22 protein-coding genes are annotated in these 24,860 nt (G+C 73.2%); 15 read left to right on the top strand and 7 right to left on the bottom strand.

The genetic code is table 11. From position 1 onward, the window contains the following. Positions 1 to 4: 4 nt before the first annotated feature. Positions 5 to 478 (bottom strand): DUF2690 domain-containing protein, encoded by a 474-nt coding sequence (locus AB0Q96_RS14635; RefSeq protein ID WP_365325240.1) that lies wholly within the window; start codon positions 476 to 478, stop codon positions 5 to 7. A 221-nt stretch (positions 479 to 699) separates the two neighbouring features. On the opposite strand from AB0Q96_RS14635, the gene AB0Q96_RS14630 reads away from it, so the two are divergent. The 6 genes from AB0Q96_RS14630 (at position 700) to AB0Q96_RS14605 (ending at position 8,865) form a co-directional block, all read left to right on the top strand. Beyond that, a complete protein-coding gene (locus AB0Q96_RS14630) occupies positions 700 to 1,620 on the top strand; it encodes an LLM class F420-dependent oxidoreductase (protein ID WP_365325238.1) in 921 nt (306 codons plus the stop codon). Positions 1,621 to 1,633: 13 nt separating this feature from the next. Next, positions 1,634 to 2,395 carry an SDR family NAD(P)-dependent oxidoreductase gene (locus tag AB0Q96_RS14625; RefSeq protein ID WP_365325236.1) on the top strand — a complete coding sequence of 254 codons (762 nt, stop codon included), beginning with the start codon at positions 1,634 to 1,636 and terminating at the stop codon, positions 2,393 to 2,395. Positions 2,396 to 2,504: 109 nt separating this feature from the next. Continuing rightward, positions 2,505 to 3,629 carry an LLM class flavin-dependent oxidoreductase gene (locus AB0Q96_RS14620; RefSeq protein WP_365325234.1) on the top strand — a complete coding sequence of 375 codons (1,125 nt, stop codon included), beginning with the start codon at positions 2,505 to 2,507 and terminating at the stop codon, positions 3,627 to 3,629. A 176-nt stretch (positions 3,630 to 3,805) separates the two neighbouring features. Continuing rightward, positions 3,806 to 5,545 carry a D-aminoacylase gene (locus AB0Q96_RS14615; protein ID WP_365325232.1) on the top strand — a complete coding sequence of 580 codons (1,740 nt, stop codon included), beginning with the start codon at positions 3,806 to 3,808 and terminating at the stop codon, positions 5,543 to 5,545. Next, positions 5,542 to 7,014, top strand: coding sequence for an aldehyde dehydrogenase family protein (locus AB0Q96_RS14610; RefSeq protein ID WP_365325230.1), 1,473 nt, complete (start codon positions 5,542 to 5,544; stop codon positions 7,012 to 7,014). Before AB0Q96_RS14615 ends, AB0Q96_RS14610 begins: the two co-directional genes overlap by 4 nt. A 282-nt stretch (positions 7,015 to 7,296) precedes the next feature. Beyond that, positions 7,297 to 8,865, top strand: a complete 1,569-nt coding sequence (locus AB0Q96_RS14605) for an APC family permease (protein ID WP_365325228.1) — start codon at positions 7,297 to 7,299, stop codon at positions 8,863 to 8,865. Positions 8,866 to 8,949: 84 nt separating this feature from the next. On the opposite strand, the gene AB0Q96_RS14600 is transcribed toward AB0Q96_RS14605, so the two are convergent. After that, positions 8,950 to 9,168 carry a chaplin gene (locus AB0Q96_RS14600; protein WP_365325226.1) on the bottom strand — a complete coding sequence of 73 codons (219 nt, stop codon included), beginning with the start codon at positions 9,166 to 9,168 and terminating at the stop codon, positions 8,950 to 8,952. Between the two features lie 121 nt (positions 9,169 to 9,289). On the opposite strand from AB0Q96_RS14600, the gene AB0Q96_RS14595 reads away from it, so the two are divergent. Next, positions 9,290 to 9,790 (top strand): GNAT family N-acetyltransferase, encoded by a 501-nt coding sequence (locus tag AB0Q96_RS14595; protein WP_365325224.1) that lies wholly within the window; start codon positions 9,290 to 9,292, stop codon positions 9,788 to 9,790. On the opposite strand, the gene AB0Q96_RS14590 is transcribed toward AB0Q96_RS14595, so the two are convergent. Together AB0Q96_RS14590 and AB0Q96_RS14585 are read right to left on the bottom strand one after the other, a co-directional pair. After that, positions 9,756 to 10,223: a carboxymuconolactone decarboxylase family protein gene (locus AB0Q96_RS14590; RefSeq protein ID WP_365325222.1), complete on the bottom strand. Its 468-nt coding sequence runs from the start codon at positions 10,221 to 10,223 to the stop codon at positions 9,756 to 9,758. The two genes, AB0Q96_RS14595 and AB0Q96_RS14590, sit on opposite strands and share 35 nt — an antisense overlap. A 173-nt stretch (positions 10,224 to 10,396) precedes the next feature. Continuing rightward, positions 10,397 to 11,197 carry a GNAT family N-acetyltransferase gene (locus tag AB0Q96_RS14585; RefSeq protein WP_365325220.1) on the bottom strand — a complete coding sequence of 267 codons (801 nt, stop codon included), beginning with the start codon at positions 11,195 to 11,197 and terminating at the stop codon, positions 10,397 to 10,399. Between the two features lie 46 nt (positions 11,198 to 11,243). Here AB0Q96_RS14585 and AB0Q96_RS14580 point away from each other — a divergent pair, with 46 nt between their 5' ends. Together AB0Q96_RS14580 and AB0Q96_RS14575 are read left to right on the top strand one after the other, a co-directional pair. Continuing rightward, the gene (locus AB0Q96_RS14580; RefSeq protein WP_365325218.1) at positions 11,244 to 11,777 is read left to right on the top strand and encodes a GNAT family N-acetyltransferase; all 534 of its coding nucleotides are present in this window, start codon (positions 11,244 to 11,246) and stop codon (positions 11,775 to 11,777) included. A gap of 136 nt (positions 11,778 to 11,913) precedes the next feature. Then, on the top strand, positions 11,914 to 12,519 hold the full coding sequence (locus AB0Q96_RS14575) for a hypothetical protein (protein ID WP_365325216.1): 606 nt from the start codon (positions 11,914 to 11,916) through the stop codon (positions 12,517 to 12,519). Here AB0Q96_RS14575 and AB0Q96_RS14570 read toward each other — a convergent pair. Next, the gene (locus AB0Q96_RS14570) at positions 12,506 to 13,993 is read right to left on the bottom strand and encodes a CehA/McbA family metallohydrolase (RefSeq protein WP_365325214.1); all 1,488 of its coding nucleotides are present in this window, start codon (positions 13,991 to 13,993) and stop codon (positions 12,506 to 12,508) included. The genes AB0Q96_RS14575 and AB0Q96_RS14570 overlap by 14 nt on opposite strands. A 189-nt stretch (positions 13,994 to 14,182) precedes the next feature. Between AB0Q96_RS14570 and AB0Q96_RS14565 the strand changes: the two genes are divergently transcribed. Then, positions 14,183 to 15,013, top strand: coding sequence for a TIGR03619 family F420-dependent LLM class oxidoreductase (locus AB0Q96_RS14565; RefSeq protein WP_365325212.1), 831 nt, complete (start codon positions 14,183 to 14,185; stop codon positions 15,011 to 15,013). 114 nt (positions 15,014 to 15,127) lie between these two features. Continuing rightward, positions 15,128 to 17,719 (top strand): bifunctional FO biosynthesis protein CofGH, encoded by a 2,592-nt coding sequence (locus AB0Q96_RS14560; RefSeq protein ID WP_365325210.1) that lies wholly within the window; start codon positions 15,128 to 15,130, stop codon positions 17,717 to 17,719. 8 nt (positions 17,720 to 17,727) lie between these two features. On the opposite strand, the gene AB0Q96_RS14555 is transcribed toward AB0Q96_RS14560, so the two are convergent. Continuing rightward, positions 17,728 to 18,807 (bottom strand): tyrosine-protein phosphatase, encoded by a 1,080-nt coding sequence (locus AB0Q96_RS14555; protein ID WP_365325208.1) that lies wholly within the window; start codon positions 18,805 to 18,807, stop codon positions 17,728 to 17,730. Positions 18,808 to 18,974: 167 nt separating this feature from the next. Between AB0Q96_RS14555 and AB0Q96_RS14550 the strand changes: the two genes are divergently transcribed. After that, positions 18,975 to 20,093: an ADP-ribosylglycohydrolase family protein gene (locus AB0Q96_RS14550; protein WP_365325206.1), complete on the top strand. Its 1,119-nt coding sequence runs from the start codon at positions 18,975 to 18,977 to the stop codon at positions 20,091 to 20,093. A gap of 129 nt (positions 20,094 to 20,222) precedes the next feature. On the opposite strand, the gene AB0Q96_RS14545 is transcribed toward AB0Q96_RS14550, so the two are convergent. Continuing rightward, positions 20,223 to 21,017 (bottom strand): SDR family oxidoreductase, encoded by a 795-nt coding sequence (locus tag AB0Q96_RS14545; protein WP_365325204.1) that lies wholly within the window; start codon positions 21,015 to 21,017, stop codon positions 20,223 to 20,225. 82 nt (positions 21,018 to 21,099) lie between these two features. Here AB0Q96_RS14545 and AB0Q96_RS14540 point away from each other — a divergent pair, with 82 nt between their 5' ends. From AB0Q96_RS14540 to AB0Q96_RS14530, 3 genes are all read left to right on the top strand, one after another. After that, entirely contained in the window at positions 21,100 to 21,921 is an 822-nt protein-coding gene (locus AB0Q96_RS14540; protein WP_365325202.1) for a hypothetical protein, read from the top strand. 114 nt (positions 21,922 to 22,035) lie between these two features. Next, complete coding sequence (locus AB0Q96_RS14535) at positions 22,036 to 22,452, top strand: hypothetical protein (protein ID WP_365325200.1); 417 nt, start codon at positions 22,036 to 22,038, stop codon at positions 22,450 to 22,452. Beyond that, the gene (locus tag AB0Q96_RS14530; protein WP_365325198.1) at positions 22,449 to 24,809 is read left to right on the top strand and encodes a tetratricopeptide repeat protein; all 2,361 of its coding nucleotides are present in this window, start codon (positions 22,449 to 22,451) and stop codon (positions 24,807 to 24,809) included. The genes AB0Q96_RS14535 and AB0Q96_RS14530 overlap by 4 nt, the downstream gene beginning before the upstream one ends. Positions 24,810 to 24,860 lie beyond the last annotated feature (51 nt).

The raw sequence follows: 24,860 nt of genomic DNA, 5'->3' as shown, positions 1-24,860 counted from the left end.
GCTCTCAGTAGCTGCCGGTGCGGGTGTACTTGGTGCCGCCGGCGGTGTCCGTGTAGCTCTGGGCGTACGAGCTGACGCCGGCGTCGTTGACCATCGGCGTGTAGCAGGAGTTGTGGCCCTGGGTGACGGTGCAGGTGTACTGGCGGCCGTCGGAGTTGCGGATGACCCACGCCTTGGGGCAGGCGACGCCGGCGGAGGCGTTGCCGCAGGCGCTCTGCGTGTAGTCCATGGTGATCCGGGCCCAGGCGGTGCGACAGCCCGAGTTGTAGCGGAGCTCCAGGGTGCCCAGGTGGGTGCCGTGCTGGTCGGTCATCGCGGCCGACTGGACGGTGCTGGTGGTGCCGCCGCAGTTGGCGGTGCCCGGGTCGCCGCCGTCGTAGGTGGCGGCCTGGGCGGACCCGCCCGTGAGGGTGAGGGCGCCGGCGGCGAGGAGCAGGGCGGTGCCGGTCTGGGCGGCGCGGCGCAGCAGGGTACGCATGGGGTGGGTCCGTTCGACGAGGGCCCGGGTGGGCCACGGGGAGGGGCAGGGGGGCTGCCGCACCCACCGTGCGGCACGGACCCGTCCCCGGTCTTGGAGAAAAGCGCGGTCCGCGACTCCCGGCGTACGCGGACCCGGCACACCCCTTGCCTGACGGCACGTCAGAAGACAGCATGGGGGCCGTCGCCGTAACTGACGGAACGTCAGATGAGGGAGTCCCCATGGTGGTCTACGGCATGCAGCTGCCCGTCCAGTCCCAGAGCACGATCTACGCCGAGCCCTGGGAGGCCGCCGCGGGCCCCGACGACCTCATCGCCGTCGCCCGCGCGGCCGACGCCCTCGGCTTCGACTACATCGCGAGCTGCGAGCACGTCGCCGTCCCGCGCCGGCTCGCCGGGGCGATGAGCACCATCTGGTACGACCCGGTGGCCACCCTCTCGTTCCTGGCGGCGGCCACCGAGCGGGTCCGGCTGGTCTCCCATGTCGCGCTCGTCGGGCTGCGCCACCCGCTGATCTCGGCCAAGGCGTACGCGACCCTCGACCACCTCTCCGGCGGGCGGCTCGTCCTCGGGGTCGGGGCCGGGCACCTGGAGGAGGAGTTCGAGACGCTCGGGGTGGACTTCGCCGGGCGGGGCGGCGTGCTCGACGAGACCGTCGACGCGCTGCGGGCGGCGCTCGGGCCCGAGGAGTTCCCGGAGCACAGCGGCGAACGCTTCTCCTTCCGGGACCTCGGGCAGCGCCCCCGCCCCGCGCAGGAACGCGTCCCGGTCTGGATCGGCGGCTCCTCGCCCGCCGCCGTGCGCAGGGCCGCGGTCAAGGGCGACGGCTGGCTGCCGCAGGGCGACCCGCGCGACCGGCTGGCCGAGCAGATCGTCCGGCTGCGGCGGCTGCGCGAGGAGGCCGGCGTCGAGGCGCCGTTCACCGTCGGGGCGATCGCCGAACCGCTGTACGTGGGGCAGCCCGACTGGAACACCGGACGGCGCACCCTGACCGGCAAGCCGCAGGCGCTCGCCGAGTCGCTGCGCGCCTACGGGGAGATGGGCGTGGACCAGATCCAGGTGCGGTTCCGCTGCCGGAGCCGGGCCGAACTCATCGACCAGATGGGCGCGTTCGCGGCCGAGGTCGCTCCGCACCTCAATTAGGAGGAGTCACCGCATGGGCAAGCTGGACGGGCGCGTCGTCGTCATCACGGGCGCGGCGCGCGGGCAGGGCGAGCAGGAGGCGCGGCTCTTCGCCGCCGAGGGGGCCCGGGTGGTCCTGGGGGACGTCCTGGACGGCCCCGGCGAGGCGCTCGCCAAGGAGCTGGGGGAGGACCGGGCGCACTACGTGCGCCTGGACGTCACGTCCGAGGCGGAGTGGGCGGCCGCGGTGGCCGCCGCGAAGGACCGCTTCGGGCGGATCGACGGCCTGGTGAACAACGCCGGCATCCTGCGCTTCAACGAGCTGGTGACGACGCCGCTGGACGAGTTCGAGGCGATCGTGCGGGTCAACCAGGTCGGCTGTTTCCTCGGCATCAAGGCCGTGGCGCCCGAGATCGCGGCGGCCGGCGGCGGCACGATCGTGAACACCGCCTCGTACACCGGCGTGACCGGCATGGCGGGCGTCGGCGCCTACGCGGCGAGCAAGCACGCCGTGCTGGGGCTCACCCGGGTGGCCGCGCTGGAGCTGGCGGCGAAGGGGATCCGGGTGAACGCGGTCTGCCCGGGGGCGATCGACACCGCCATGAGCAACCCGGAGGGCGTCGACCCGGCGGCCACGGCGGAGCTGTACCAAAAGCTGGTGCCGCTGGGGCGGATCGGGCGGCCGGAGGAGGTGGCGGCCCTCGCGCTCTTCCTGACCGGCGAGGACTCCGCGTACATCACGGGCCAGCCCTTCGTCATCGACGGCGGCTGGCTGGCGGGCGTCAGCCTCTTCTGAGTGTTTCTGACGCACCATCAGGTATTGACGCCCCCGTCGCACGGTGCGACAGTCGGGCACATCGCTGATCTGACGATTCGTCAGAAACTCACGAGGACGGTGACCTTCCGTGGAATTCGGGATCTTCGTACAGGGATACGTCGGCAAGCGGGCCGAGACCGATCCCGAAGCCGAGCACAAGGCCCTCATGGAGGAGACCGAGTACGTCATCCAGGCGGACAGGTCCGGGTTCAAGTACGCCTGGGCCTCCGAGCACCACTTCCTGGAGGAGTACTCCCACCTCTCCGCCAACGACGTCTACCTCGGCTACCTCGCCCACGCCACCGAGCGCATCCACCTCGGCTCCGGCATCTTCAACCCGCTCGCCCAGGTCAACCACCCGGTGAAGGTCGCCGAGAAGGTCGCCATGCTCGACCACCTCTCCGGCGGGCGCTTCGAGTTCGGCTCCGGGCGCGGCGCCGGCTCCCACGAGATCCTCGGCTTCTTCCCGGGCATCACGGACATGAACCACACCAAGGAGATCTGGGAAGAGACCATCGCCGAGTTCCCCAAGATGTGGCTCCAGGAGGAGTACGAGGGGTTCCAGGGCAAGCACTGGTCGCTGCCGCCCCGCAAGATCCTGCCCAAGCCGTACGGCAAGTCCCACCCGGCCATGTGGTACGCGGCCGGCTCCCCCGCCTCGTACGCCATGGCGGGGAAGAAGGGCCTCGGCGTCCTCGGCTTCAGCGTGCAGAAGGTCTCCGACATGGAGTGGGTCGTCGAGTCCTACAAGAACGCGATCAAGGAGGCCAAGGCGGTCGGCGACTTCGTCAACGACAACGTCATGGTGACCTCCACGGCGATCTGCGCCGAGACCCACGACAAGGCCGTCGAGATCGCCGTAGGCGGCGGGCTCAACTACCTCCAGTCGCTGCTCTTCCGCTACCACGACACCTTCCCCCGGCCCGAGGGCGTCCCCGAGTGGCCCGAGCTGCTCCCCGAGTACTCGGCCGAGATCATCGAACTCCTCATCGCGGAGGAGCTGATGATCTGCGGCGACCCGAGCGAGGTGCTCGCCCAGTGCAAGCGCTGGGAGCGCGCGGGCGCCGACCAGCTCTCCTTCGGCCTGCCGATCGGGATCTCGTACGAGGACACGATGAACTCCATCAAGCTCATCGGCGAGCACGTGATCCCCGAGATCGACACGGACCCGGTCCACCGCACCACCCGCTTCCGCCAGGGCGCCGGCTCCTGACGGAGCGCACCCGGCCCCGGAGGGCCCGTACCAGAAGCGCGGGGCGGCGTCTTCCCGGACCGCCGCCCCGTACCGGCCCCGGCCGGAGGCACCCGCGGCCGCGGCCGGCCGCGGGCACGGCCCCCGTCCGGGGCGCGCCCGTGCGCCCGCGCGGGACCCGCGCAGAAAGGACGGTCATGCTCGATCACCTCATCCGAGGCGCCACCGTCGTCGACGGCACCGGCGCCCCCGCCCGCACCGCCGACGTCGGCATCCGCGACGGCCGGATCGTCGTCGTCGCCGCGCCCGGCACCGTCGCCGAGGAGGCCCGGAGCACCGAGGACGCCACCGGCCTCGTCCTCGCGCCCGGCTTCGTCGACCCGCACACCCACTACGACGCCCAGCTCTTCTGGGACCCCTTCGCCACCCCGTCCATGAACCACGGCGTCACCACCGTCGCCGGCGGCAACTGCGGCTTCACCCTCGCCCCGCTCCACCCGGACCGGCCCGAGGACGCCGACTACACGCGCCGGATGATGTCCAAGGTCGAGGGCATGGCCCTGACGGCCCTGGAGGAGGGCGTCGACTGGAGCTGGTCCTCCTTCGCCGAGTACCTGGACGCCCTCGACGGCCGCACCGCCGTCAACGCCGGCTTCATGGTCGGCCACTGCGCCCTGCGCCGGTACGTGATGGGCGCCGACGCGGTCGGCGGACAGCCCACCGAGGAGCAGCTGGCCCGGATGGTCGCGCTCCTCAAGGAGGCCATGGCGGCCGGCGCCTGGGGCCTGTCCACCACCCAGTCGGCCACCCACTCCGACGGCGACGGCGCCCCCGTCGCCTCCCGGCACGCCCTGCCCGCCGAGCTCATCGCCCTGTCGAAGGCGGTCGGCGAGCACGAGGGCACCCAGATCGAGGCGATCCTGGCGGGCTGCCTCGACCAGTTCTCGGACGCCGAGATCGACCTGTTCGTCGAGATGACGGCCGCCGCCGGCCGCCCGCTCAACTGGAACGTCCTCACCATCGACGCCACCGTCCCCGAACGCGTCCCGCGCCAGCTCCTCGCCTCCGAGCGGGCCCGCAAGTCCGGCGGCCGGATCGTCGCCCTCACCATGCCGATCCTCACCCCCATGAACATGTCGCTCGGCACCTTCTGCGCCCTCAACCTCATCCCCGGCTGGGGCGAGGTCCTCGGCCTGCCGGTGCCCGAGCGGATCGCGCGGCTGCGCGACCCCGGGGTACGGGCCGAGCTGCTGCGCCGCGCCGACTCCAAGGAGGCCGGCGTCTTCCGGCGCCTGGCGCACTTCGGGCGGTACGTCATCGGCGACACCTACAGCGCCGAGAACGAGGGCCTGACCGGCCGGGTCGTGAAGGACATCGCCGCCGAACGCGGCCAGGACGCCTTCCAGTGCCTGGTGGAGATCTGCGCCAACGACGAGCTGCGCACCGTGCTGTGGCCGATGCCCACCGACAACGACCCGGCGTCCTGGGCGCTGCGCCAGGAGACCTGGCAGCACGAGGACGTCCTGCTCGGCGGCTCCGACGCGGGCGCCCACCTGGACCGGATGTGCGGGGCGCCGTACACCACCCGCTTCCTCGGCGACTGCCTGCGCGGCCGGAAGCTGGTGCCGCTGGAGCAGGCGGTGAAGATGCTGAGCGACGACCCGGCGCGGCTCTTCGGGCTGCGCGAGCGCGGCCGGATCGCCGAGGGCTACCACGCCGACCTGGTCCTCTTCGACCCCGAGCGGATCGACGCGGGCCCGGCGACCCTGGTCCACGACCTGCCGGGCGACAGCCCGCGCCTGGACTCGCGGGCGGTCGGGATCGTGTCGGTGCGGGTCAACGGGGTCGAGACGGTACGCGACGACGAGGTGACGGGCGCCATCCCGGGCCGGGTGCTGCGCTCGGGCCGCGACACGAGGACGGTGAGCACGCGATGACGCGGGAGATCAGGGAGCGCCTCTATATAGGGGGAGAGTGGGTCGAGCCCGACGGCGGGCACTACGAGGTGATCGACCCCGCCTCCGAGGAGCTCGTCGGCCTCGCGCCGGAGGCGTCCCGGGGCCAGGTGTACGCGGCGGCCGGGGCGGCCCGCGAGGCCTTCGCGAGCTGGTCGCGGACGAGGCCGGAGGAGCGGGCCGCGATCCTGGACCGGGCCGCCGACCTGATGGCCCGCGACGCGGACGCGAACGCCCTGCTGGCCCGTGCGGAGACCGGCGCGACCACCGCGACCGCGCGCGGGATGCAGGTCGCGGTCGGCGCCTCGCGCTTCCGGCGCTACGCGCGCGGCGCCCTGGAGCCGGTCGAGCAGGCGCTGCCCCCGCAGATCAACGAGGCCGGCCCGATGGGGAAGGCCGGCGTGTTCGGGGCGGTGGCGGTGCGGCGCCCGGTCGGCGTGGTCACCTGCATCACCTCGTACAACAACCCCTGGGCCAACCCGGCCGGCAAGATCGCCCCGGCGCTCGCCATGGGCAACACGGTCGTGGTGAAGCCCGCCCCGCAGGACCCGCTGTCGGTGTTCGCGATGGTCCGCGCCCTGGAGGAGGCGGGGGTCCCGGCCGGGGTGGTCAACCTCGTCACGGGCTCCGCGCCGGCCGTGGGCGAGGCCGCCGTGGACTCCCCGGACGTCGACATGGTCTCCTTCACCGGCTCGACGGCGGTCGGCCAGGCGATCGGCGAGGTCTGCGGCCGGGACCTCAAGCGGCAGCTGATGGAGCTGGGCGGCAAGGGCGCGGCGCTGGTCTTCGACGACGCCGACCTGGACGCGGCGGTGCTGGGGATCGGCACCACCTTCTCCTTCTACAGCGGGCAGATCTGCACCGCGCCGACCCGGGTGCTGGCCCAGCGCGGGATCCACGACCGGCTGATCGAGAAGCTGACCGGCTATCTCGCCTTCATGAAGGTGGGCGACCCGGCGGAGCGGGGCACGGTGGTCGGCCCGGTGATCTCGGCGGCCCACCGGGACCGGATCGAGTCGTACGTCGAGCTGGGGCGCAAGGAGGGGGCCACGGTGGTGGCGGGCGGCGAGCGCCCGGCCGGTCCGGGCCTCGACCGCGGCTTCTACGTGGCGCCGACGCTCCTGGCGGAGTGCACCAACGAGATGCGGGTGGTGCGGGAGGAGATCTTCGGCCCGGTGGTCGTGGTGGTCCCCTTCGACGACGAGGAGGAGGGCATCGCGCTGGCGAACGACAGCGACTACGGGCTGATCGACTACGTGTGGTCCGGCGACGTGGCCCGCGCCTTCCGGGTCGCGGCGCGGCTGCGGGCCGGCGGGGTCGGGGTGAACACCATCGGCCGGAACATGGAGGCGCCGTTCGGCGGCTTCAAGAAGAGCGGGGTCGGCCGGGACGTGGGCTCGTACGCGCTGCACGCGTACAGCGAGACGCAGGCGGTGGTCTGGCCCGGCTGAGGGCTCGGGGATCCCCCGGAGGTTCCCCCGGAGGATCCCCCGCAAAACCCCCGGAAAAATTCCTCGGGAAATTTTGGAATCGGACATTCCGGGCAGTGCTGCGGTTCCCGCATATCGGACACTCCGCACCGGACCTACCGCTTGGTCGGTCCGGTGCGGTCGTCGATCTTTCAATCATTGGCAACTGTCCGGATTCGCCCTCTCAATGCAAGGTGATGATCGATCAAATGAGCGGACTACGGTCTTCCGGATGTGGAAACCGCAGCATTTAACGTCCTGTTCATGACTCAGGTGGATGTGCGGCCCCAGGCCGGAGACACGGTAAGGGGCACCGCGACCGCGGGTGACCACACCCAGGGCGTGCGCACCAAGGGACTCGGCGGCAACTCCGTGGGTCTGCTCGGCAGCGCCGTCATCGGCATCTCCACCGTCGCCCCCGTCTACTGCCTCACCTCGACGCTCGGCTCCACCGCCGGCGAGGTCGGCCTCCAGATGCCCGCGATCTTCCTCGCGGGCTTCCTGCCGATGCTGCTCGTCGCCTTCGCGTACCGCGAGCTCAACAAGGTCATGCCCGACTGCGGCACCTCCTTCACCTGGACGGTGAAGGCCTTCGGCCCGAAGCTGGGCTGGATGTGCGGCTGGGGCCTGGTCATCGCGACGATCATCGTGCTGTCCAACCTGGCCGGCGTCGCCACCTCGTACTTCTGGCTGCTCGCCGGGGAGATCACGGGCAACCCCTCGATCGCGGCCCTGGACGACAACAAGGCCGTCCACATCGTCACCTGCCTCGCCCTGATCGCCACCGCCACCGCGATCAGCTACCGCGGCATGACCGCCACCAAGGGCCTCCAGTACACCCTCGTCGGCCTCCAGCTCGTCGTCCTCGGCCTCTTCGTGGCGATGGCGCTGTCGAAGGCCGGCTCCTTCGAGACCTCGGTCTCGTTCTCCTGGTCCTGGATGAACCCCTTCGCGGTGCAGTCCTTCGCCGCGTTCACCGCCGGACTCTCCCTGTCGATCTTCATGTACTGGGGCTGGGACGCCTGCATGGCCTCCAACGAGGAGACCACCGGCAGCGAGAAGACCCCCGGCCGCGCCGCGCTCATCGCGATGGTCGTCCTGGTCGGCTCCTACCTGGCCACCGGCATCGCCGCCCAGATGGCCGTCGGCTCCGGCGACCAGGGCCTCGGCCTCGCCAACCCGGCGACCTCCGACAACGTCTTCGCCGCCCTGGCCGGCCCCGTCATGGGCCCCGCCCTCGGCATCCTGCTCTTCGTCGCGGTGCTCGCCTCGGCCGCCGCCAGCCTCCAGACGACCTTCATCCCGGTCGCCCGCACGGTCCTGGCCATGTCCACCTACGAGGCCCTGCCGAAGTCCTTCACCAAGGTCCACCCGGTCTTCAAGACCCCCGGCAAGGCCACGGTGGTGGCCGGCGTCGCCACCGGCGTGTTCTACACCGTGATGACCCTGGTCAGCGAGCACGTCCTGGTCGACACGATCTACGCGCTCGGCCTGATGATCTGCTTCTACTACGCCCTGACGGCCTTCGCCTGCGTCTGGTACTTCCGCGGCGAGCTGTTCCGCTCCGTGCGCGACTTCGCCTTCAAGGGCCTCATGCCGGCCCTCGGCGGCCTGATGCTGACCGCCGTCTTCGGCAAGACGCTGTACGACATGTGGGACCCGGCCTACGGCTCCGGCTCCGCGGTCTTCGGCGTCGGCTCCGTCTTCGTCATCGGCGTCGGGCTGCTGCTGCTCGGCGTGGTGATCATGCTGGTGATGCAGCGCCGCAGCCCCGCGTTCTTCCGCGGCGAGGTGCTCACCAAGGAGACCCCGTCACTGGTGGTCGCGGACTGATGGACTCCGCGACCGTCGGCTGACGGAAACGACGAGGTGGCGGGCCCGTGGGGGGTCCCGCCACCTTCGTCGTCCTCCCGCCGGTCAGTGCCCGCCGGGCAGCAGCCCCGACACCAGCTTGTTGGCGCCGGGCATCGCGGCGGGGGCCGCGCCCTTGCCCTGCGGCATGAGGACCCCGCTGAGCGGGAGGACGGAGGGGAGGTTGGCACCGCCGGTGTCGGCGGCGGCGGTCCCGGCGGCGGCCGTGAGGCCACCCGCCACGGCGAGTCCGGCGAGGGCGGCTGCGGTGAGGATCTTCTTCATGCCCGCTCCAACGCGGACGGACGCGATCCGGTTACGCGCGGCGGACACCGGGCCCCGGGCAGGGCGACCGCGCGGGTGGCCACGCGGACGACGGACAGGGGGGTCTCCTTAGGATGCGTACGTGTACACGGAAACGGGTGGGGGACGGGGCTGGCGGATACGCGCCGCGCGCGCGGCGGACGTGGAGCCCGTCGCCGAGCTGAAGGCCGTCGTGATGCGGGACGACCTGGAGCGCCTGGGCCGCTACGACGCGCACCGGGTGCGCCAACGCCTGCGGGACGAGTTCCGGCCCGAGCACACCTCGGTCGTCGAGGTGGACGGCGCCTTCGCGGGCTGCGTGGCCTTCGGACCGCACCCGCACGGCCCCGGCCGCTATCTCGCCCACTTCTACCTCGCCCCCGAGGCCCAGGGCAGGGGCCTCGGGACGGCGGTGCTCACCGCGCTGCTCGACCGGGCGGACGCCGACGGCGTCCCGGTCCGGCTGACCGTGGTCCAGGGCAGCGCGGCGCGCCGGCTCTACGAACGGGCGGGCTTCACGATCGAGTCCGAGGACCCGGTCGACGTGCGGATGGTGCGGGAACCGGCCCTCAGAACCCCGCCCCGGCCGGCTGCCGGGTCGTGACGTTGATCCGGTTGAAGAGGTTGGTGACGCCGACCATCAGCACGATCGAGGCGAGCTGCTTCTCGTCGTAGTGGTCGGCGGCCGCGTCCCACACCTCGTCCGGCACGGCGTCCGAGCGGTCGGCGAGCCGGGTCGCCGCCTCGGCGAGGGCGAGCGCGGCCCGCTCCTCGTCGGAGAAGTACGGCGCCTCGCGCCAGGCGGCGACCGCGAACAGCTTCTCGTCGGAGACCCCGTTCTTCCGGGCGCTCTTCGCCCCGAAGTCCACACAGAACCCGCAGTTGTTGATCTGGCTGGCCCGCAGGTGCACGAGCTCCAGCGTGGACTCGGGGACCCCGCCCTGGCGGGTGGCCTTCAGCAGGTCCATGATCGCCGGCCCGGCGTCGGAGAGCAGGTGGGCGGGGTTGGTCATCCGTGCCTTGATCTCGTACTGCATGGTCGCTCCCGGGTGTGTGTCGGTCCGCCGTCGCGGCGTCTTCCGTTGCCTTCACAGCACTGACGGAGCGCGCGCGGAGGATGTGACAGCTTCCGGGAAACTTCTTTCGGAGCGGCTGGAGCGGGCTCCTCCGGGGCTTCGGCCGGTTCGGCCGCTTCCGCTGGCTCGGTTGCTTACGCCGGTTCCGTAGCTTCAGCCGCTTCAGCTGCTTCCGCCGGTTCAGCCGGTTCAGCCGGTTCCGCGATGAGTGCCGTCGCGACCGTCCGGAAGCCGAGGCGGGCGTACATCCGGGCCACCGTGGCGTCCGTGGCGCTCAGGAAGACCGTCGTCACGCCCGCCGCGCGCGCGTCGGCGACGAGCGCCGCGGTGACCGCGAGCCCGAGCCCCCGGCGCCGTGCCTCCGGGCGGGTGCCGACCCCGACGACCTCCGAGACCGTGCCGACCGTCTGGTGCTGCCCGGCCGCCAGGGCGGTGCCGGAGGCGTCGAAGGCCGCGGCGAGCCGGGTGAGGCCCGCCGCGATCCTGTCCCGGACCTGCCCGGCGGCACCCGGCGTGGGTGTGGCGCCGAAGGCGGCGTACGGGGCGGCGACCGCGGCCTCCAGGGCGGGATCGCCGACGCCGACCATGCGTACGGTGACGCCCTCCGGCAGCGCGCCCGGCGTCCCGGCGCCCTCCGCGAGCACCATCAGCGGGTGCTCGTGCACCACGAGCCCGCTCGCCTCGACCGCCGCCCGCAGCCCCGGCGTCGTCTCCGCCACCCACTCGAACGCCTCGGGCGCCCCCAGCTCCCGCTGCCGCGCCCGGACGGCCTCCACCGCCGCCACGGACACCGCGCCCTCGTGACCCAGCGCGGGCCGCGCGTAGTACGGCCACCCCGCCCCGTCCCGTACGAAGAGGGTCAGCGGCCCGAACTCCTCGGCGCGGGCGGCGGAGCGGGGAACGGCGTCGTAGTACGTCTCCAGTCGCTTCAGCATGCGCCCAGGATGTCGCAACGGCGCGGGCGCGCGGGATGATGGACCCATGACCGAGATCCTCACCCCCCGACTGCTGCTGCGCCGCTGGACCGACGACGACCTCGTCCCCATGGCCGAGATCAACGCCGACCCCGAGGTCATGCAATGGATCGGCGACGGATCCGTGCGCGACCTGGAGCAGACGGCGGAGCGCATCGAGCACTGGGAGGAGGAGTGGGACGAGGAGGGCTTCGGGCTCTTCGCCGTCGAGCTCCTCGGCTCCGGCGAACTGATCGGCTTCACGGGCCTGTCGGTGCCGCACTTCCTGCCCGAGGTGGCGCCGGACGTGGAGATCGGCTGGCGCCTCGGCCGCCAGTTCTGGGGCCAGGGCTACGCCTCGGAGGCCGCCCACGCCTCCCTGGAGTTCGCCCTCCAGGACCGCGGCCTCGACCGGGTGATCAGCATCGCGCGGGCCGGGAACACGGCCTCGGAGAACGTGATGCGGAAACTGGGCATGACCCTGGAACGGGAGACCGTCCACCCCGAGTTCGGCCACGCGCTCCGCGTCCACGCGATCGACCTCACCGAGTACCGGGCCTGACCGCCGGGGCCGGGAGGGCCGGGAGGACCGGCCGGGTCGCCGCGGTACGGAACGGTGACGCGGCGGCGACCCGCGGGTGACAGGGACCCGTCACCCTGTGCCGGAGGGACCGGCACCACGGGGACGAGGGGGAACCATGAACGGGACCACGCACACCTGCCCGGGCTGCGCGCGCGACGACCTGGTGCAGGCGGTGCCCGCCGTGTACCTCGCCGGCCGCAACGCCGTCACCAGCCGCGAACGCGACGCCGACGGCGACCTGCGCACCGTGACGCGGACGGCCACCACCGCCCTCGCCGACGCGCTCGCGCCGCTGCCGGAACGCCCGAGCCGCGCGCTCGGCGGCCTCGGGCTGCTCGCGGCGCTCGTGAGCCTCGGCACCTTCCTGGGATGGCGGCTCGCCGGGACGGCGGCCGAGGACGAGTTCGCCTTCGGCGGGGACCCCGGCCCCGACCTGTCCTTCCTCGGCGGGGTCTCGGCCGTCATGCTGGGCGTCGCCGTCCTCGTGGCCGGGGTGCTGCTGTACCGCGAGGCCGCCCACGCCCGGCGCACCCGGGGCCGCCGGCAGGCCGAGGAGCTGTGGTCGCGCGGCTGGTACTGCCACCGCTGCGGCACCGTCACCTTCCACGACGTCCCCGGCGAGGACCGCGTCCCGCTCACCCTCCAGGGCTTCCGCGAGCGGGTGTGGGAACGCGGCGGCTACGGCGCCCTCGCCGCCCGCCGGCCGATCACCGGCAGCTAGGGCCGATGCCCGGACCCGCCCCCAGGAACACCGGGTTGGTGAACGCGGCGAGCGCCCCCGGCAGGGGCGGGGCCGTCGCCGGGTGCCGGACCTCCGCCCGTACGTACGTGGCGTAGGCGGCGGTCGTCGTCCACTCGGCGCGGTCCGTGCCCTGGACCGTGTGCAGGACCCCCTGGTCGGTGACGAGGCGGAGCGTGCCGCCGGGCGGGGCGCCGGTGACGCGGAGGCGGACGGTGACGGGCTCGTCGGCGGGGACGGCGAGCCGCTCGCCGATGCCGGCGGTGCGCCCGTGGCCGTCGGTGACGCCGAACTCCACCGAGACCGCCGAGGACTCGGCGACGTAACTCCGCCCCGCCCGCAGCCCGTCCAGGACCGCCGCCCGGCTCAGCTCCTCCGCGAGGACCACCGTCTGCGGGGTGCCGACTCGGTCGGGGTCGCGGTGCGCGTCGCTGTTGCCCATCGCCGGCGTCCAGCGCCCGCGCGCCAGCGCCGCGTCCCAGCCGGCCAGGGCGACCTCGTCGTCCGGGGTGTACGGCCCGTTCCACACCTCCACCGCGTCCGCGTCGCCGAAGCCGAACTTCCAGGCGCAGCCGACGCAGGTGGCCTGCGGGTGCGCGGGGACGACCAGACCGCCGGCCCGGCGGATCTCGCGGGCGAAGTGGCCGAACCGGTTCTCCCTGGCCCGGTAGCGCCAGTCGACGAAGGTGCCGGGATCGGTGCCGAGGGCGAGGACGTGCCCGTTGCGGGTGGTGACCTCCTCGCCGAGCAGCACCAGCAGGTCCTCCCCGCCGAGCCCGGCCCACGCCCCGTGCCCGGCATGCGTGTTGTGCTCGGTGGCGGTCAGGAAGTCCAGCCCCGCCGCCCGGGCCAGCGCGGCCACCTCGGCCGGGGTGCGGCGCCCGTCCGAGTACACGGTGTGCAGGTGGCAGTCGCCCCGGTACCAGGCCCGGCCGCGCCCCCGGGCCCGCTCCGGCGGATACGCGACGGGGGCGGCGGGCGCGTCCGGACCCAGCCGCAGCGTCACCGTCACCGTGTACGCGAGCCCCTGCGGGGCGACCGTGTACGGGGCGAGCACGAGGTGCCACAGGCCGGGCCGCAGCGGCCCCGCGACATAGCCGGGCGTCGCGTCGTCGGCCCGTACGAAGAACTCCTTCCGCGCCCCGCCGGACCAGCCGCGGAAGCCCCGGCCGCCGAGCGCGGTGCCGCGCTGGTCGAACAGGCCGATGTCGAGCGCGTTGCCCTGGGTGCCGGCGGGCACGGCCGGCCGCTCGTAGCCGTACGCCACGTGCAGCTCGCGCACCCCGCGCGGCAGCTCCAGCGGCAGGTACACGTAGTCGGGGGAACCCGGCGGGAGGCTGCCGCTCACCGTACGGACGAGGTCCCCGCCGTCGGCCCGGGCGAAGCTCACGGTCCCCAAGGTAAGCGCGGTCGCCGCGCCCGTCACGAGAAGCGCGCGTCTGGTGGTCTCCGTCATGCCCCTGACTGTCCTCCCACCCCGTGAACGACGGAACAACACGACGTGCCCACCGTCCACCACCCACCCCGGCGATTCGGGACGCCGGGCCCGTGGCGACGCGGGCGGATCCGGCACGGGCCACCACCCGCCCCCGAACCTCCCCGCACGCCTCTCGGAATTCGGCCCCCCACCCCCTACCGTGCCGTCATGCGGATCTCGACCACGCTCTTCCTGACCGACGAGACCATCACCCCCGTGCGGCTCGCCCGCGAGCTCGAACAGCGCGGCTTCGCCGGGCTCTATCTGCCCGAGCACACCCACATCCCCGCCGAGCGGACCACCCCCTACCCGGCCGGCGGCCCGCTGCCGCCCGAGTACACGCGGGTGCTGGACCCCTTCGTCGCCCTCGGCCAGGCCGCCGCCGTCACCGAGCACCTGCTGCTCGGCACCGGCGTCACCCTGGTCATGGAGCACGACCCGATCTCCCTCGCCAAGCGCGTCGCCACCCTCGACCACCTCTCCGGCGGGCGTTTCACCCTCGGCGTCGGCTTCGGCTGGAACCGGGAGGAGGCCGACGACCACGGCGTCACCTGGTCCACCCGCCGCGAACGCACCCGCGAGGCCGTGCACCTGATGCGCGCCCTGTGGGCCCCCGACCCCACCGCGTACACGGCCCCCTCCGGGCTCTCCGTGCGCGCCTCCCTCGCCTGGCCCAAACCGGCCGGCGGCGCCCCGCGCACCCTCGTCGGCGGCGCGGCGGGCCCGAAGCTCTTCGAGCACATCGCCGACTACGCCGACGGCTGGATGCCCATCGGCGGCCGTGGCCTCACCCGGACCCTCCCGGTCCTCCGCGAGGCGTGGGAACGGGCCGGCCGCGACCCCAAGACCCTCCAGGTCGTCCCCTTCGCCATCCACCCCGACCCCGGCAAACTGGCCCACTACGCGGAGCTGGGCTGCGAGGAGGTCGTGGCGCAACTGCCGCCGGGGGACGAGGGGGAGGTGCTGCGGGCGCTGGACGCCCTGGCGGTCCACCTCTGACGGGACGGACGACGGCTCGGAGCGCGCGCCGGGCCCGCCCGTCGCGGGAGCGCCCGGGAGGCCGGCGGACACGTACGCGTACGCACCTCAGCCGCGCGCTCGTATGCTCGCCCCATGACGGATCACCAGGCAGAACGCCCCGCAGGACCCACCGAGAACGCGATGCGCCGCGCCCTCAGGCGGGCCAGGGACGGGGTCGCGCTCGATGTCGCCGAGGCCGTGGTGCTGTTGCAGGCGCGCGGGGCGGATCTGGCGGAACTGGTCGGGGTGGCGGGACGGGTGCGGGACGCCGGGCTCGCGGCGGCCGGGCGGGCCGGGATCGTGACGTACTCGAAGAGCGTGTTCATACCGCTGACGCGGCTGTGCCGGGACAAGTGCCACTACTGCACCTTCGCGACCGTGCCCGGCAAGCTGCGCCGGGACGGGCACGGGATGTTCATGTCGCCCGACGAGGTGCTGGACATCGCCCGCCGCGGTGCCGAACTCGGCTGCAAGGAAGCGCTGATCACGCTCGGCGACAAGCCGGAGGACCGCTGGCCCGAGGCCCGGGAGTGGCTGGACGCGCGCGGGTACGACGACACCATCGCGTACGTGCGGGCCATGGCGATCCGGATCCTGGAGGAGACCGGCCTGCTGCCGCACCTCAACCCGGGGGTGCTGTCCTGGACGGACTTCCAGCGGCTCAAGCCCGTCGCCCCCAGCATGGGGATGATGCTGGAGACGACCTCGGAGCGGCTGTGGAGCGAGCCCGGCGGGCCGCACCACGGGTCGCCCGACAAGGAGCCCGCGGTCCGGCTGCGGGTGCTGGAGGACGCCGGACGGTCGTCGGTGCCGTTCACCTCGGGGCTGCTGCTCGGGATCGGCGAGACGTACGAGGAGCGGGCCGAGTCGCTGTTCGCGCTGCGCCGGGTCGCCCGCGCCTACCACGGCGTCCAGGAACTGATCATCCAGAACTTCCGGGCCAAGCCGGACACGGCGATGCGCGGCATGCCGGACGCCGAGCTCGACGACCTGGTCGCCACGGTGGCCGTGGCCCGGCTCATCATGGGACCGAGCGCCTGCCTCCAGGCCCCGCCGAACCTGGTCGACGCCGAGTACGAGCGGCTGATCGCGGCCGGCATCGACGACTGGGGCGGGGTGTCCCCGCTCACCATCGACCACGTCAACCCGGAGCGGCCCTGGCCGCAGATCGAGGAACTGGCGGAGCGGTCCCGCGCGGTCGGCTTCGAGCTGCGGGAACGGCTGTGCGTCTACCCCGAGTTCGTGCGCCGCGGCGAGCCCTGGCTGGACCCGCGGCTGCTGCCGCACGTGCGGGCCCTCGCCGACCCCGAGACCGGTCTGGCCAACCCGGACGCCCCCGTGCGCGGACTGCCCTGGCAGGAGCCCGACGAGGCGTTCAGCGGCGCCGGCCGCACCGACCTGCACCGCACCATCGACACCGAGGGCCGCACCGGCGACCGCCGCGAGGACTTCGACGAGGTGTACGGGGACTGGGAGGCGCTGCGCGAGGCCGCCGCGCCCGGCATGGTCCCCGAGCGGATCGACACCGACGTGCGGGAGGCCCTGGCCGTCGCCGCCGACGACCCGACCCGGCTCACCGACCCGCAGGCCCTGGCCCTGCTGCACGCCGACGGGCCCGCCCTCGACGCGCTGACCCGGATCGCCGACGACGTCCGGCGCGCGACGGTCGGCGACGACGTCACGTACATCGTCACGCGCAACATCAACTTCACCAACGTCTGCTACACCGGCTGCCGTTTCTGCGCCTTCGCGCAGCGCCGCACGGACGCCGACGCGTACACCCTCTCCCTCGACCAGGTCGCCGACCGCGCCCAGCAGGCCTGGGACCTCGGCGCGGTCGAGGTGTGCATGCAGGGCGGCATCCACCCGGACCTGCCGGGCACCGCGTACTTCGACATCGCGCGGGCGGTGAAGGAACGCGTCCCCGGCATGCACGTGCACGCCTTCTCCCCGATGGAGGTCGTCAACGGCGCCTCCCGCACCGGCCTGTCGATCCGGGAGTGGCTGACCGCCGCGAAGGAGGCCGGGCTCGACTCGATCCCCGGCACCGCCGCCGAGATCCTCGACGACGAGGTCCGCTGGGTGCTCACCAAGGGCAAGCTGCCCACGGCCACCTGGATCGAGGTGATCACCACCGCGCACCAGCTGGGCATCCGGTCCTCGTCGACCATGATGTACGGGCACGTCGACCAGCCCCGGCACTGGCTCGGGCACTTCCGCACGCTGTCCCGCATCCAGCAGGAGACCGGCGGTTTCACCGAGTTCGTGACGCTGCCGTTCATCCACACCAACGCGCCGGTCTACCTCGCCGGCATCGCCCGCCCCGGCCCCTCGGTGCGCGACAACCGGGCCGTCATCGCGATGGCCCGGCTGCTGCTCCACCCGCACATCCCGAACATCCAGACCAGCTGGGTGAAGCTGGGCACGGAGGGCGCGGCGGAGATGCTGCGCTCGGGCGCCAACGACCTCGGCGGCACCCTGATGGAGGAGACCATCTCCCGTATGGCGGGGTCGAGTTACGGCTCGTACCGCTCGATCCGCGACCTGGAGGCCATCGCCGGGAGCGCCGGCCGCCCGGCGAAGCCGCGGACGACGCTGTACGGGGAGGTGCCCCAGGAGCGGCAGCGCGTCGCGCGCGCCTCCGACGGGCATCTGCCGGAGCTGCTGCCGCTCGTCCAGGAGTAGGGCCGGGGTCAGCCCACCAGGAGCTCGCGCTTGAGCTCCTTGAGCTCCTGGTGGTCGACGCCGAGGCCCTCGCGCAGGTACGCGCGGAAGGAGCCGTACTCCCGCTCCACCTCGTCGAGGCCGGCGTTCAGGTACGCGGGACGGACGTCCAGGAGCGGCTTGTAGACGGCGGCCTGCTGGGGCGGGAGGTGGGAGAGGACGGCCTCGTTGGCGGCGGCCCGGTAGGTGTTGCTGGCGAGGTAGTCGGCCATGACCGTCTCCTCGGGGACGCCGAGGGCGGTGAGCAGGGCGGCCTCGGCCCAGCCGGTGCGGTCCTTGCCGGCCGTGCAGTGGAAGAGGACGCCGCCGTCGCCGAGGGTGTCGAAGACCGTGCCGTACGCGGCCTTGGCGGTGCCGCCACTGACCATGAAGCGGTTGCCCGTGACCATCATGTTCTCGGCCTCGGCGGGGGACTTGGGCAGGGCGGTGAAGGTGCCGGTGCCCGCGAGGACGTCGGCGACGGCGTAGCGCGCGCCGGCCGGGACGCGGTCCGGGGCGGCGGCCCGCTCGGACTCCATGCGCAGGTCGAAGACGGTCCGTACGCCGAGGCGCCGCAGCTTGGCGAGGTCGGCGTCGGTGGCCTTGTCGAGGGCGTCGGAGCGGTAGACCTCGCCCATCTTCACCCAGTGCCCGTCGCGGGTGCGGTAGCCGCCGGCGTCACGGAAGTTGACCGTGCCCTGGAGGCGGATCAGCCGGTCGGCGAGGCGCAGCGAGCCGCCCCGCTCGGGGACCAGGTCGAACCAGCGGCGGTCGGCGGCGGGCAGCCCGGTGACGGTGACGCTGCCGGCGGAGCCGCCGCGGGCGACGGTGCGGCCGTCGGTGCGGACGGTGACGGCGCGGGTGCCGGGGGCGTTCCAGGTGACGGTGAAGGTGCCGCCGGCGTTCTCGGTCACGGTCGCGGCGGTGAAGGGTACGGCGGTACGGGAGTGCTCCGCGTGCCCGTGCTCGGGGCGGGCGTGCGCGGAGGCGGTCGGGGCGCCGAGACCCACCAGGAGCGCGGCGGCGGCCAGCGCGGCGGCGGAGGTCTTGACTCGTGTCACAGGGCTCATGGCGCGGATGTTTCTGGCCGGCCGCGAACTTCCGGTGAACTGTGGTCGAAACGCTACCGAAAACGGACTGTCAGGCGTCCGATCACATAACGCTCCGCGCCCCGAACGAGCGCATCCGGTCTATTACAGTGCTGGACCAGTAGCTGCTGACCCGGGGGAGGCACGTCGTGACCACCACAGCCGCGGCCGTGTGGGGCCGCACCGAACAGCAGGACTTCCGTGCCCGCGTCCGCGGCTGCCTGCTCGGCGGCGCCGTCGGCGACGCGTTCGGCGCCGGCGCGGCCGGCCGCACCCTCGCCGAACTCCGCACCGCCCACGGCCCCGACGGCCTGACCGAGCCGGTTCCCGCGCACGGCCGCCACGGCGCCGTCACGGCCGCCACGCAGATGGCCCTGTTCACCGTGGACGGCCTCATCCGCGCCCAGGTCCGCCGCGACACCGGCGCCTGGCACCCGCCCACCGACGTGCACCGGGCGCACCTGCGCTGGGCGGCGACCCAGCGCGACTGGGGCCCCGACGAGCGGCGCGCCGATCTGGGCTGGCTGGCCCGCGAGGAGTGGCTGTACGTCCGCCGGGACCCGGCCAGGGCCTGCCTGACCGGCCTCGGCGACGAGGTCCTCGGCACCCTGGAGCGGCCCAAGAACCCGACGGCGGCGGACTCCGGCGCCCTGGTCCGCTCGGCGCCCTTCGGGCTGCTCGTCGGCTGGGAGCCGCAGCTGGTCTGCCAGCTCGCGGTGGAGTGCGCGGCGCAGACCCACGGCGCCCCGGCCGGGTACCTGGCGGCCGGCGCCTTCGCGGTCGTCGTGCACGGCGTGGCCCGCGGCGACGGCGTCGACGGCGCCGCCCGCACCGCGCTGGAGCAGCTCGCCCCGCGCCCCGGCCACGAGCCGGTCACCGAGGCCCTGGAGGCCGCACTGGGCGCCGTACGCCAGGGGGCGCCGGACGCGGACCGGGTGGCGGCGCTCGGGGCGGCCGAGGACCGGGCGGCCGGGCAGCTGGCGGCGGCCGTGTACTGCGCCTCGGTCGGCGAGGACATCCGGCACGGGCTGCGGCTCGCGGTCAACCACGACGGCCCGTCCGCGGCGACCGGCGCCCTGACCGGGGCGCTGCTCGGCGCCCTGCACGGCGAGACGGCCCTCCCGCCGGCCTGGCTGGCCGGCCTGGAGGGCCGGGCGACGGTGCTGGAGCTCGCGGACGACTTCGCCATGGAGATGACCCAGGGCGCCGCGCTGCACGGCCCCGCCGAGTCGGCGCCCGGCTGGCTGGCCCGCTACCCGAGGGGCTGACCGCCGGCGTCCCGGCGGGGCGCGCGAGGCGCATCAGCGCATCAGCGCATCAGCGGATCAGCGGATCAGCGGATCAGTGCATCAGTGCATCAGCGTCTCAGCGCCTCAGCGCCTCAGTGCAGCAGCGTCTCAGCGCATGAGCTCCCCGGCGTTGACCAGCAGCGACTGCCCGGTGATGGCCCGCGCCCGGTCCGAGGCGAGGAAGGCCGCCGCCTCCGCGACGTCCCCGTCCGTCGCCAGCTCCGGCAGCGCCATCCGCTCCGTGAGCCGCCCGAGCACCTCGGCCTCCGGCACCTGCTCGGTGTGCGCGGTGAACTGGACGTACGCCTGGACCGGCGGCCCCCACATCCAGCCCGGCAGCACGGTGTTGACCCGGATCCGGTGCGGCCCGAGCTCGCGCGCCATCGAGTACATCGCCGAGGTCAGCGCCCCCTTGGACGCCGCGTACGCCGCCTGCCACACCTGCGAGGGCGCGGCCACCGCCGACTGGGTGCCGATCAGCACCACCGAGCCGCCCCGCTCCTTCAGGGCCGGCAGGCAGGCGCGGGTCATCCGCAGCGTGCCGAGCAGGTTGACGTCCAGGACCCCCTGCCAGGTCGCGAAGTCGGCGTCCTCAAGCCCCCCGAAGTACGAGTCCCAGGCGGCGACATGCACCACGGCGTCGATCCCGCCGAAGCGCTCCACCGCCAGCGCGGCCAGCGCCTCGCACTGGGCCTCGTCGGTGATGTCGGTGACCCGGTACGCGGTGCTGTCGCCCCCGGGGTCGATCTCGGCCGCCGTCTTGACGAGATTGGCCTCGGTCCGCGCGCCGAGCACCGCCCGGCCCCCGTCCCGCACCACCGTCTCGGCGACCCGGTGGCCGAGCCCGCCGCCGACACCCGACACGACCACCGTCTTTCCCTGGAGCAGTCCTTGGAACGGCATCCGGAACCTCCCTGGGCCTGTTCAATGATCTGACGGCCCGTCAGAGTAGGTGCACGGAACCGAGCAGGGAAGGGGCAGGACGATGAGCGACATCGAGACCTACGCGGAACTGGCGTCGGTCGGCCCGTACGGCGTGCACCCCGGCCACGCGCTGATCACCATGGTCGAACCGCACCCGGGCCACGAGTACGCCTACAACCGCTGGTACGAGGACGACCACTACTACGCCGGCGCCATGGCCATGCCGTGGATGTTCGCCGGCCGCCGCTGGGTCGCCACCCGCGCCCTCCAGGACCTGCGCGGCCCCGAGAAGTCCGCGGTCGCCCAGCCGGTCACCGCCGGCTGCTACCTCTCCACGTACTGGATCACCGAGGGCCGCTACGACGAGCACATGAAGTGGACCGTCGGCATCAACAAGCGCCTCAACCGGGACGCCCGCGTCTACCACGACCGCACCCACGTCTTCACCTCGTTCCAGGACCACGAGACGACGGTCTACCGCGACGGCGCGGCCGGCCCCCGCGACTTCCACGCCCTCGACCACCCCTACGCCGGGCTTGTCCTCCAGGTGGTCGACACCGAGGGCACCGAGGCACGGGACGCCCTGGTGGAGCACCTGCGCTCCCGCGAACTGCCGCGCCGCCTCGCGGGCTCACCCGCCGCGATGGTGACGCTCTTCCGCCCGACCCCGCTGCCGGGCGACCGCATGACGTACGTGAAGCAGGTCGAGGGCGTCGACACCCGACTGACCCTCCTGTGGTTCCTGGAACGCGACCCGCGCGACTGCTGGGCGGACCACTTCGCGGACCTGGTGGCACCGGAGTGGGGCGGCCGCGTCGAGCTGCTGGCACCCTTCGTACCGACGGTGCCGGGGACGGACCGGTACGTGGACGAGTTGCGTTAGCGGATCTCTCTGGGGTGGCGGCGCGGGTTCCGGCTGACAGTGTCGGAGGGCGCACCTATCGTGGACGTCCGGTCGGAGCGACTGTCGCTGTGCCGGCCGAGCCAGGGGGCGTTCATGGAAGCACAGTTGGTGGAACTCGCGCGCACCGCGGGCGTCGCCGTGGTCACACTCATGGCCACGGACGCCTGGGAGCGGACCCGGGACGGAGTCGTGGCGCTGTGGCGCCGGGCCAGCCCCTCCCGGGCGGAAGCCGTGGAAGGGGAGCTCGAAGCCACCAGGGACGATCTGCTCGCGGCCCGGGAGGGCGGGGACGACCTCACCGAGCAGGAGCTGAGTGAGGAATGGACGGGCCGGCTGCGCCGTCTCCTGCGCGAGCAGCCCGAGGTCGCCGATGAGCTGCGCCGCGTCCTCGCCGAAGCCGATCCCGGCTCCCACGGCGTCCCCGCGGGGACGGTGCGGATGCGGGCCACGGCTTCCGGCAGCGGGCGCGTCTACCAGGCGGGCCGCGACCAGCACATCACCGAGCGGTGAACGACGCGGAGCGGCACGCCGAGCCGGTGATTCAGGGGCGGGCGTCCGGCCAAGGCCGGGTGTACCAGGCCCAGGGCGACCAGTACGTGACCGAGCACCATCACCACTATCCGGCCGACGCCGGACCGTCCCTCTTCGGCCCGTCCCCGGACCGTACTGCCGTCCCGGCACCCCGCGCCGCCCCCGGCGCCGTCTCGTCGGCGCCGGACTCGGTCCGCACGCCACTCGTGGGGCGGACGCCGCTGGTGCTGCGCGACCGCAGGGATGTCCTGCCCGGTCTTCTGGCAGCGGCCCGGGACGAGACCGGAAGCGTGCACGTCCTCCACGGTCTGGGAGGCTGTGGAAAGACGTCGGTGGCCCAGGCCGTGTTCAACGAGGTGAGCCGCGGGAGCAGGCGCCTGGGGCTGTGGGTCAACGCCTCGGAACGGGCGACGCTCCGTGCGGGCATGCTCGCCGTCGCGGCGGACCGTGGAGCGCAGGCGGGCGAGTTGGCCGCGGCCCACGGAGGGCAACGCGCCTCGGCAGACCTCGTCTGGCACTACCTCCACTCCTCGCCGGAGCCATGGCTCCTGGTTCTCGACAACGCGGATGATCCCGAGGTGCTGGGGGAAGGAGGTTGGCTGCGGCAGAGTCCGCAGGGCACGGTCATCGTCACCACACGGCAGGCCGGCTCTCCGGTGTGGCAGGGGGCACGTCTGCACCACCTGGGGGTACTGCCGGTCGAGGATGCCGCACTGGTGCTGCGTGACCTCGCTCCCGAAGCGGGATCGGCCGAGGACGCGGCGACCGTGGCGCGACGACTCGACTGCCTGCCACTGGCGTTGACACTGGCCGGATCCTTCTTGTCAGGGCAACTTCTGGAGAGCTGGTCCATGAGCGACTACCGCCGGCACTTGGACGACAACCCGACCGAGCTGATCGACCAAGGCGCGACGCCCGGGAACTCCGAGAGAAACGCCAGACAGCTCGTCGGGCGGACCTGGGAGATCTCGCTGACCGCCCTCGCGGGCGACGGCCTCCCCGAATGCGCCTCACTCCTCGGACTGCTGTCGTGCTGGAGCTCCGACCCGGTACCGCTGGCTCTCATCCGTCCCGAAGCGATCGACGTGACCGGCCTCGGGGCGCTTGCCACGCCGCTGACGGGGGCGCGGGTCGAGGCCGCGCTCCGCGGCCTGCTGGGGCATTCACTGGTCTCGATGGTGAGTCTCGACGCCGGTGGTGTGCCGGTTCGGTGCGTGAAGACGCACGGAGTGGTCCTGGACAGTGTCGCCGCCGCCGTACCCGAGGAGCAGCGGGCGCTGCTCGTCACGGCCGCCGCGCACCTGCTCGCGCGCGAGGTTCCGGAGAGCGGAGCCCGTGCTCAGGACGCGTTCCGCGTCGCACGTCTGGTCCCGCACGCCGCGAACCTGCTCCGGCGGGTGACGGATGCGGAGAGTGCCGGTCACGCGGTGCTGCTCGCCACGCGCCTTGCCGCGTGTCTTTTCGACATGGGTGACTTCCAGGCCGCGCTCTCCCTGGCCCAGACCGCGGCGGAAGCGGCCGGACAGTGGCTGGGAGCGGAGGATCCGGCCGTGCTCCGCGCGGAGCACCGGGCGGCCGTGTCCCTGTTCCGGCTCGGCCGCTTCGAGGAGTCGGAGGCGCTGCACCGGCGCGTGCTGGAGGCCCGGGAGAGGCTGTTCGGGCCGGAACACCCCGAGGCGCTGGAGAGCCGGCAGGACATCCATGAACCGCTCAGTCAGCTGGAGCGGACCGAGGAGTGCGTAGCCACCCTGCGGGACACGGCACGCATCCGGTCACGTGTCCTCGGCGACCACCACCAGGACACGCTGCACGCCAGGGCGCTCCTCATCGAGTACCTCGCCGTCTCCGATGCAGTCGAGGAGTTCGACCGGATGGGTCCCGAGATCGTCGCCGCATGCGAGGAGCACCTGGGCGACGACGCCTTCACCACGGTGACGGCTCGCCACAACTACGCGTTCGGGCTCTACCGCTTCGGTCGGCAGGAAGAGGCGGAGGCGGCGGCCAGGAGGGCGCTGGCCGGGCGTGAGGCCGTCCACGGACCCGATCACGCGCTTGCCCTTTCCGCGGCCGTCCTGCTGAGCTGGATCCTCGGCAAGCTGGGACAGCTGGAGGAATCCCTCACGCTGGGGCGCCGGGTCGTCGAGGGGCAGGAACGGGCACTCGGAAGGGAACACCCCTATCTGCTGGCCAACCGCACGGGTCTGGCCGAGACCTTGGCGGCGGCGGGGGAGGAGGCCGAGTCGCGGGCCCTGGCGGCGGAGAACCTTCCGCTGTGCGAGCGGGTGCTGGGTCTGGACGACCCGGTCACGGTGAAGACGCGTTCCCTGGCCGCCTAGGAGAGCGGCCCCCGGATAGCAGGAAGCCCCCTCGGCCAGGACGGCGATCCA

The sequence above is a fragment of the Streptomyces sp. NPDC093111 genome (genome assembly GCF_040683955.1).
In the GTDB taxonomy this organism is placed as follows: Bacteria; Actinomycetota; Actinomycetes; order Streptomycetales; family Streptomycetaceae; genus Streptomyces.
This window is presented reverse-complemented; position numbering and strand designations above follow the sequence as displayed.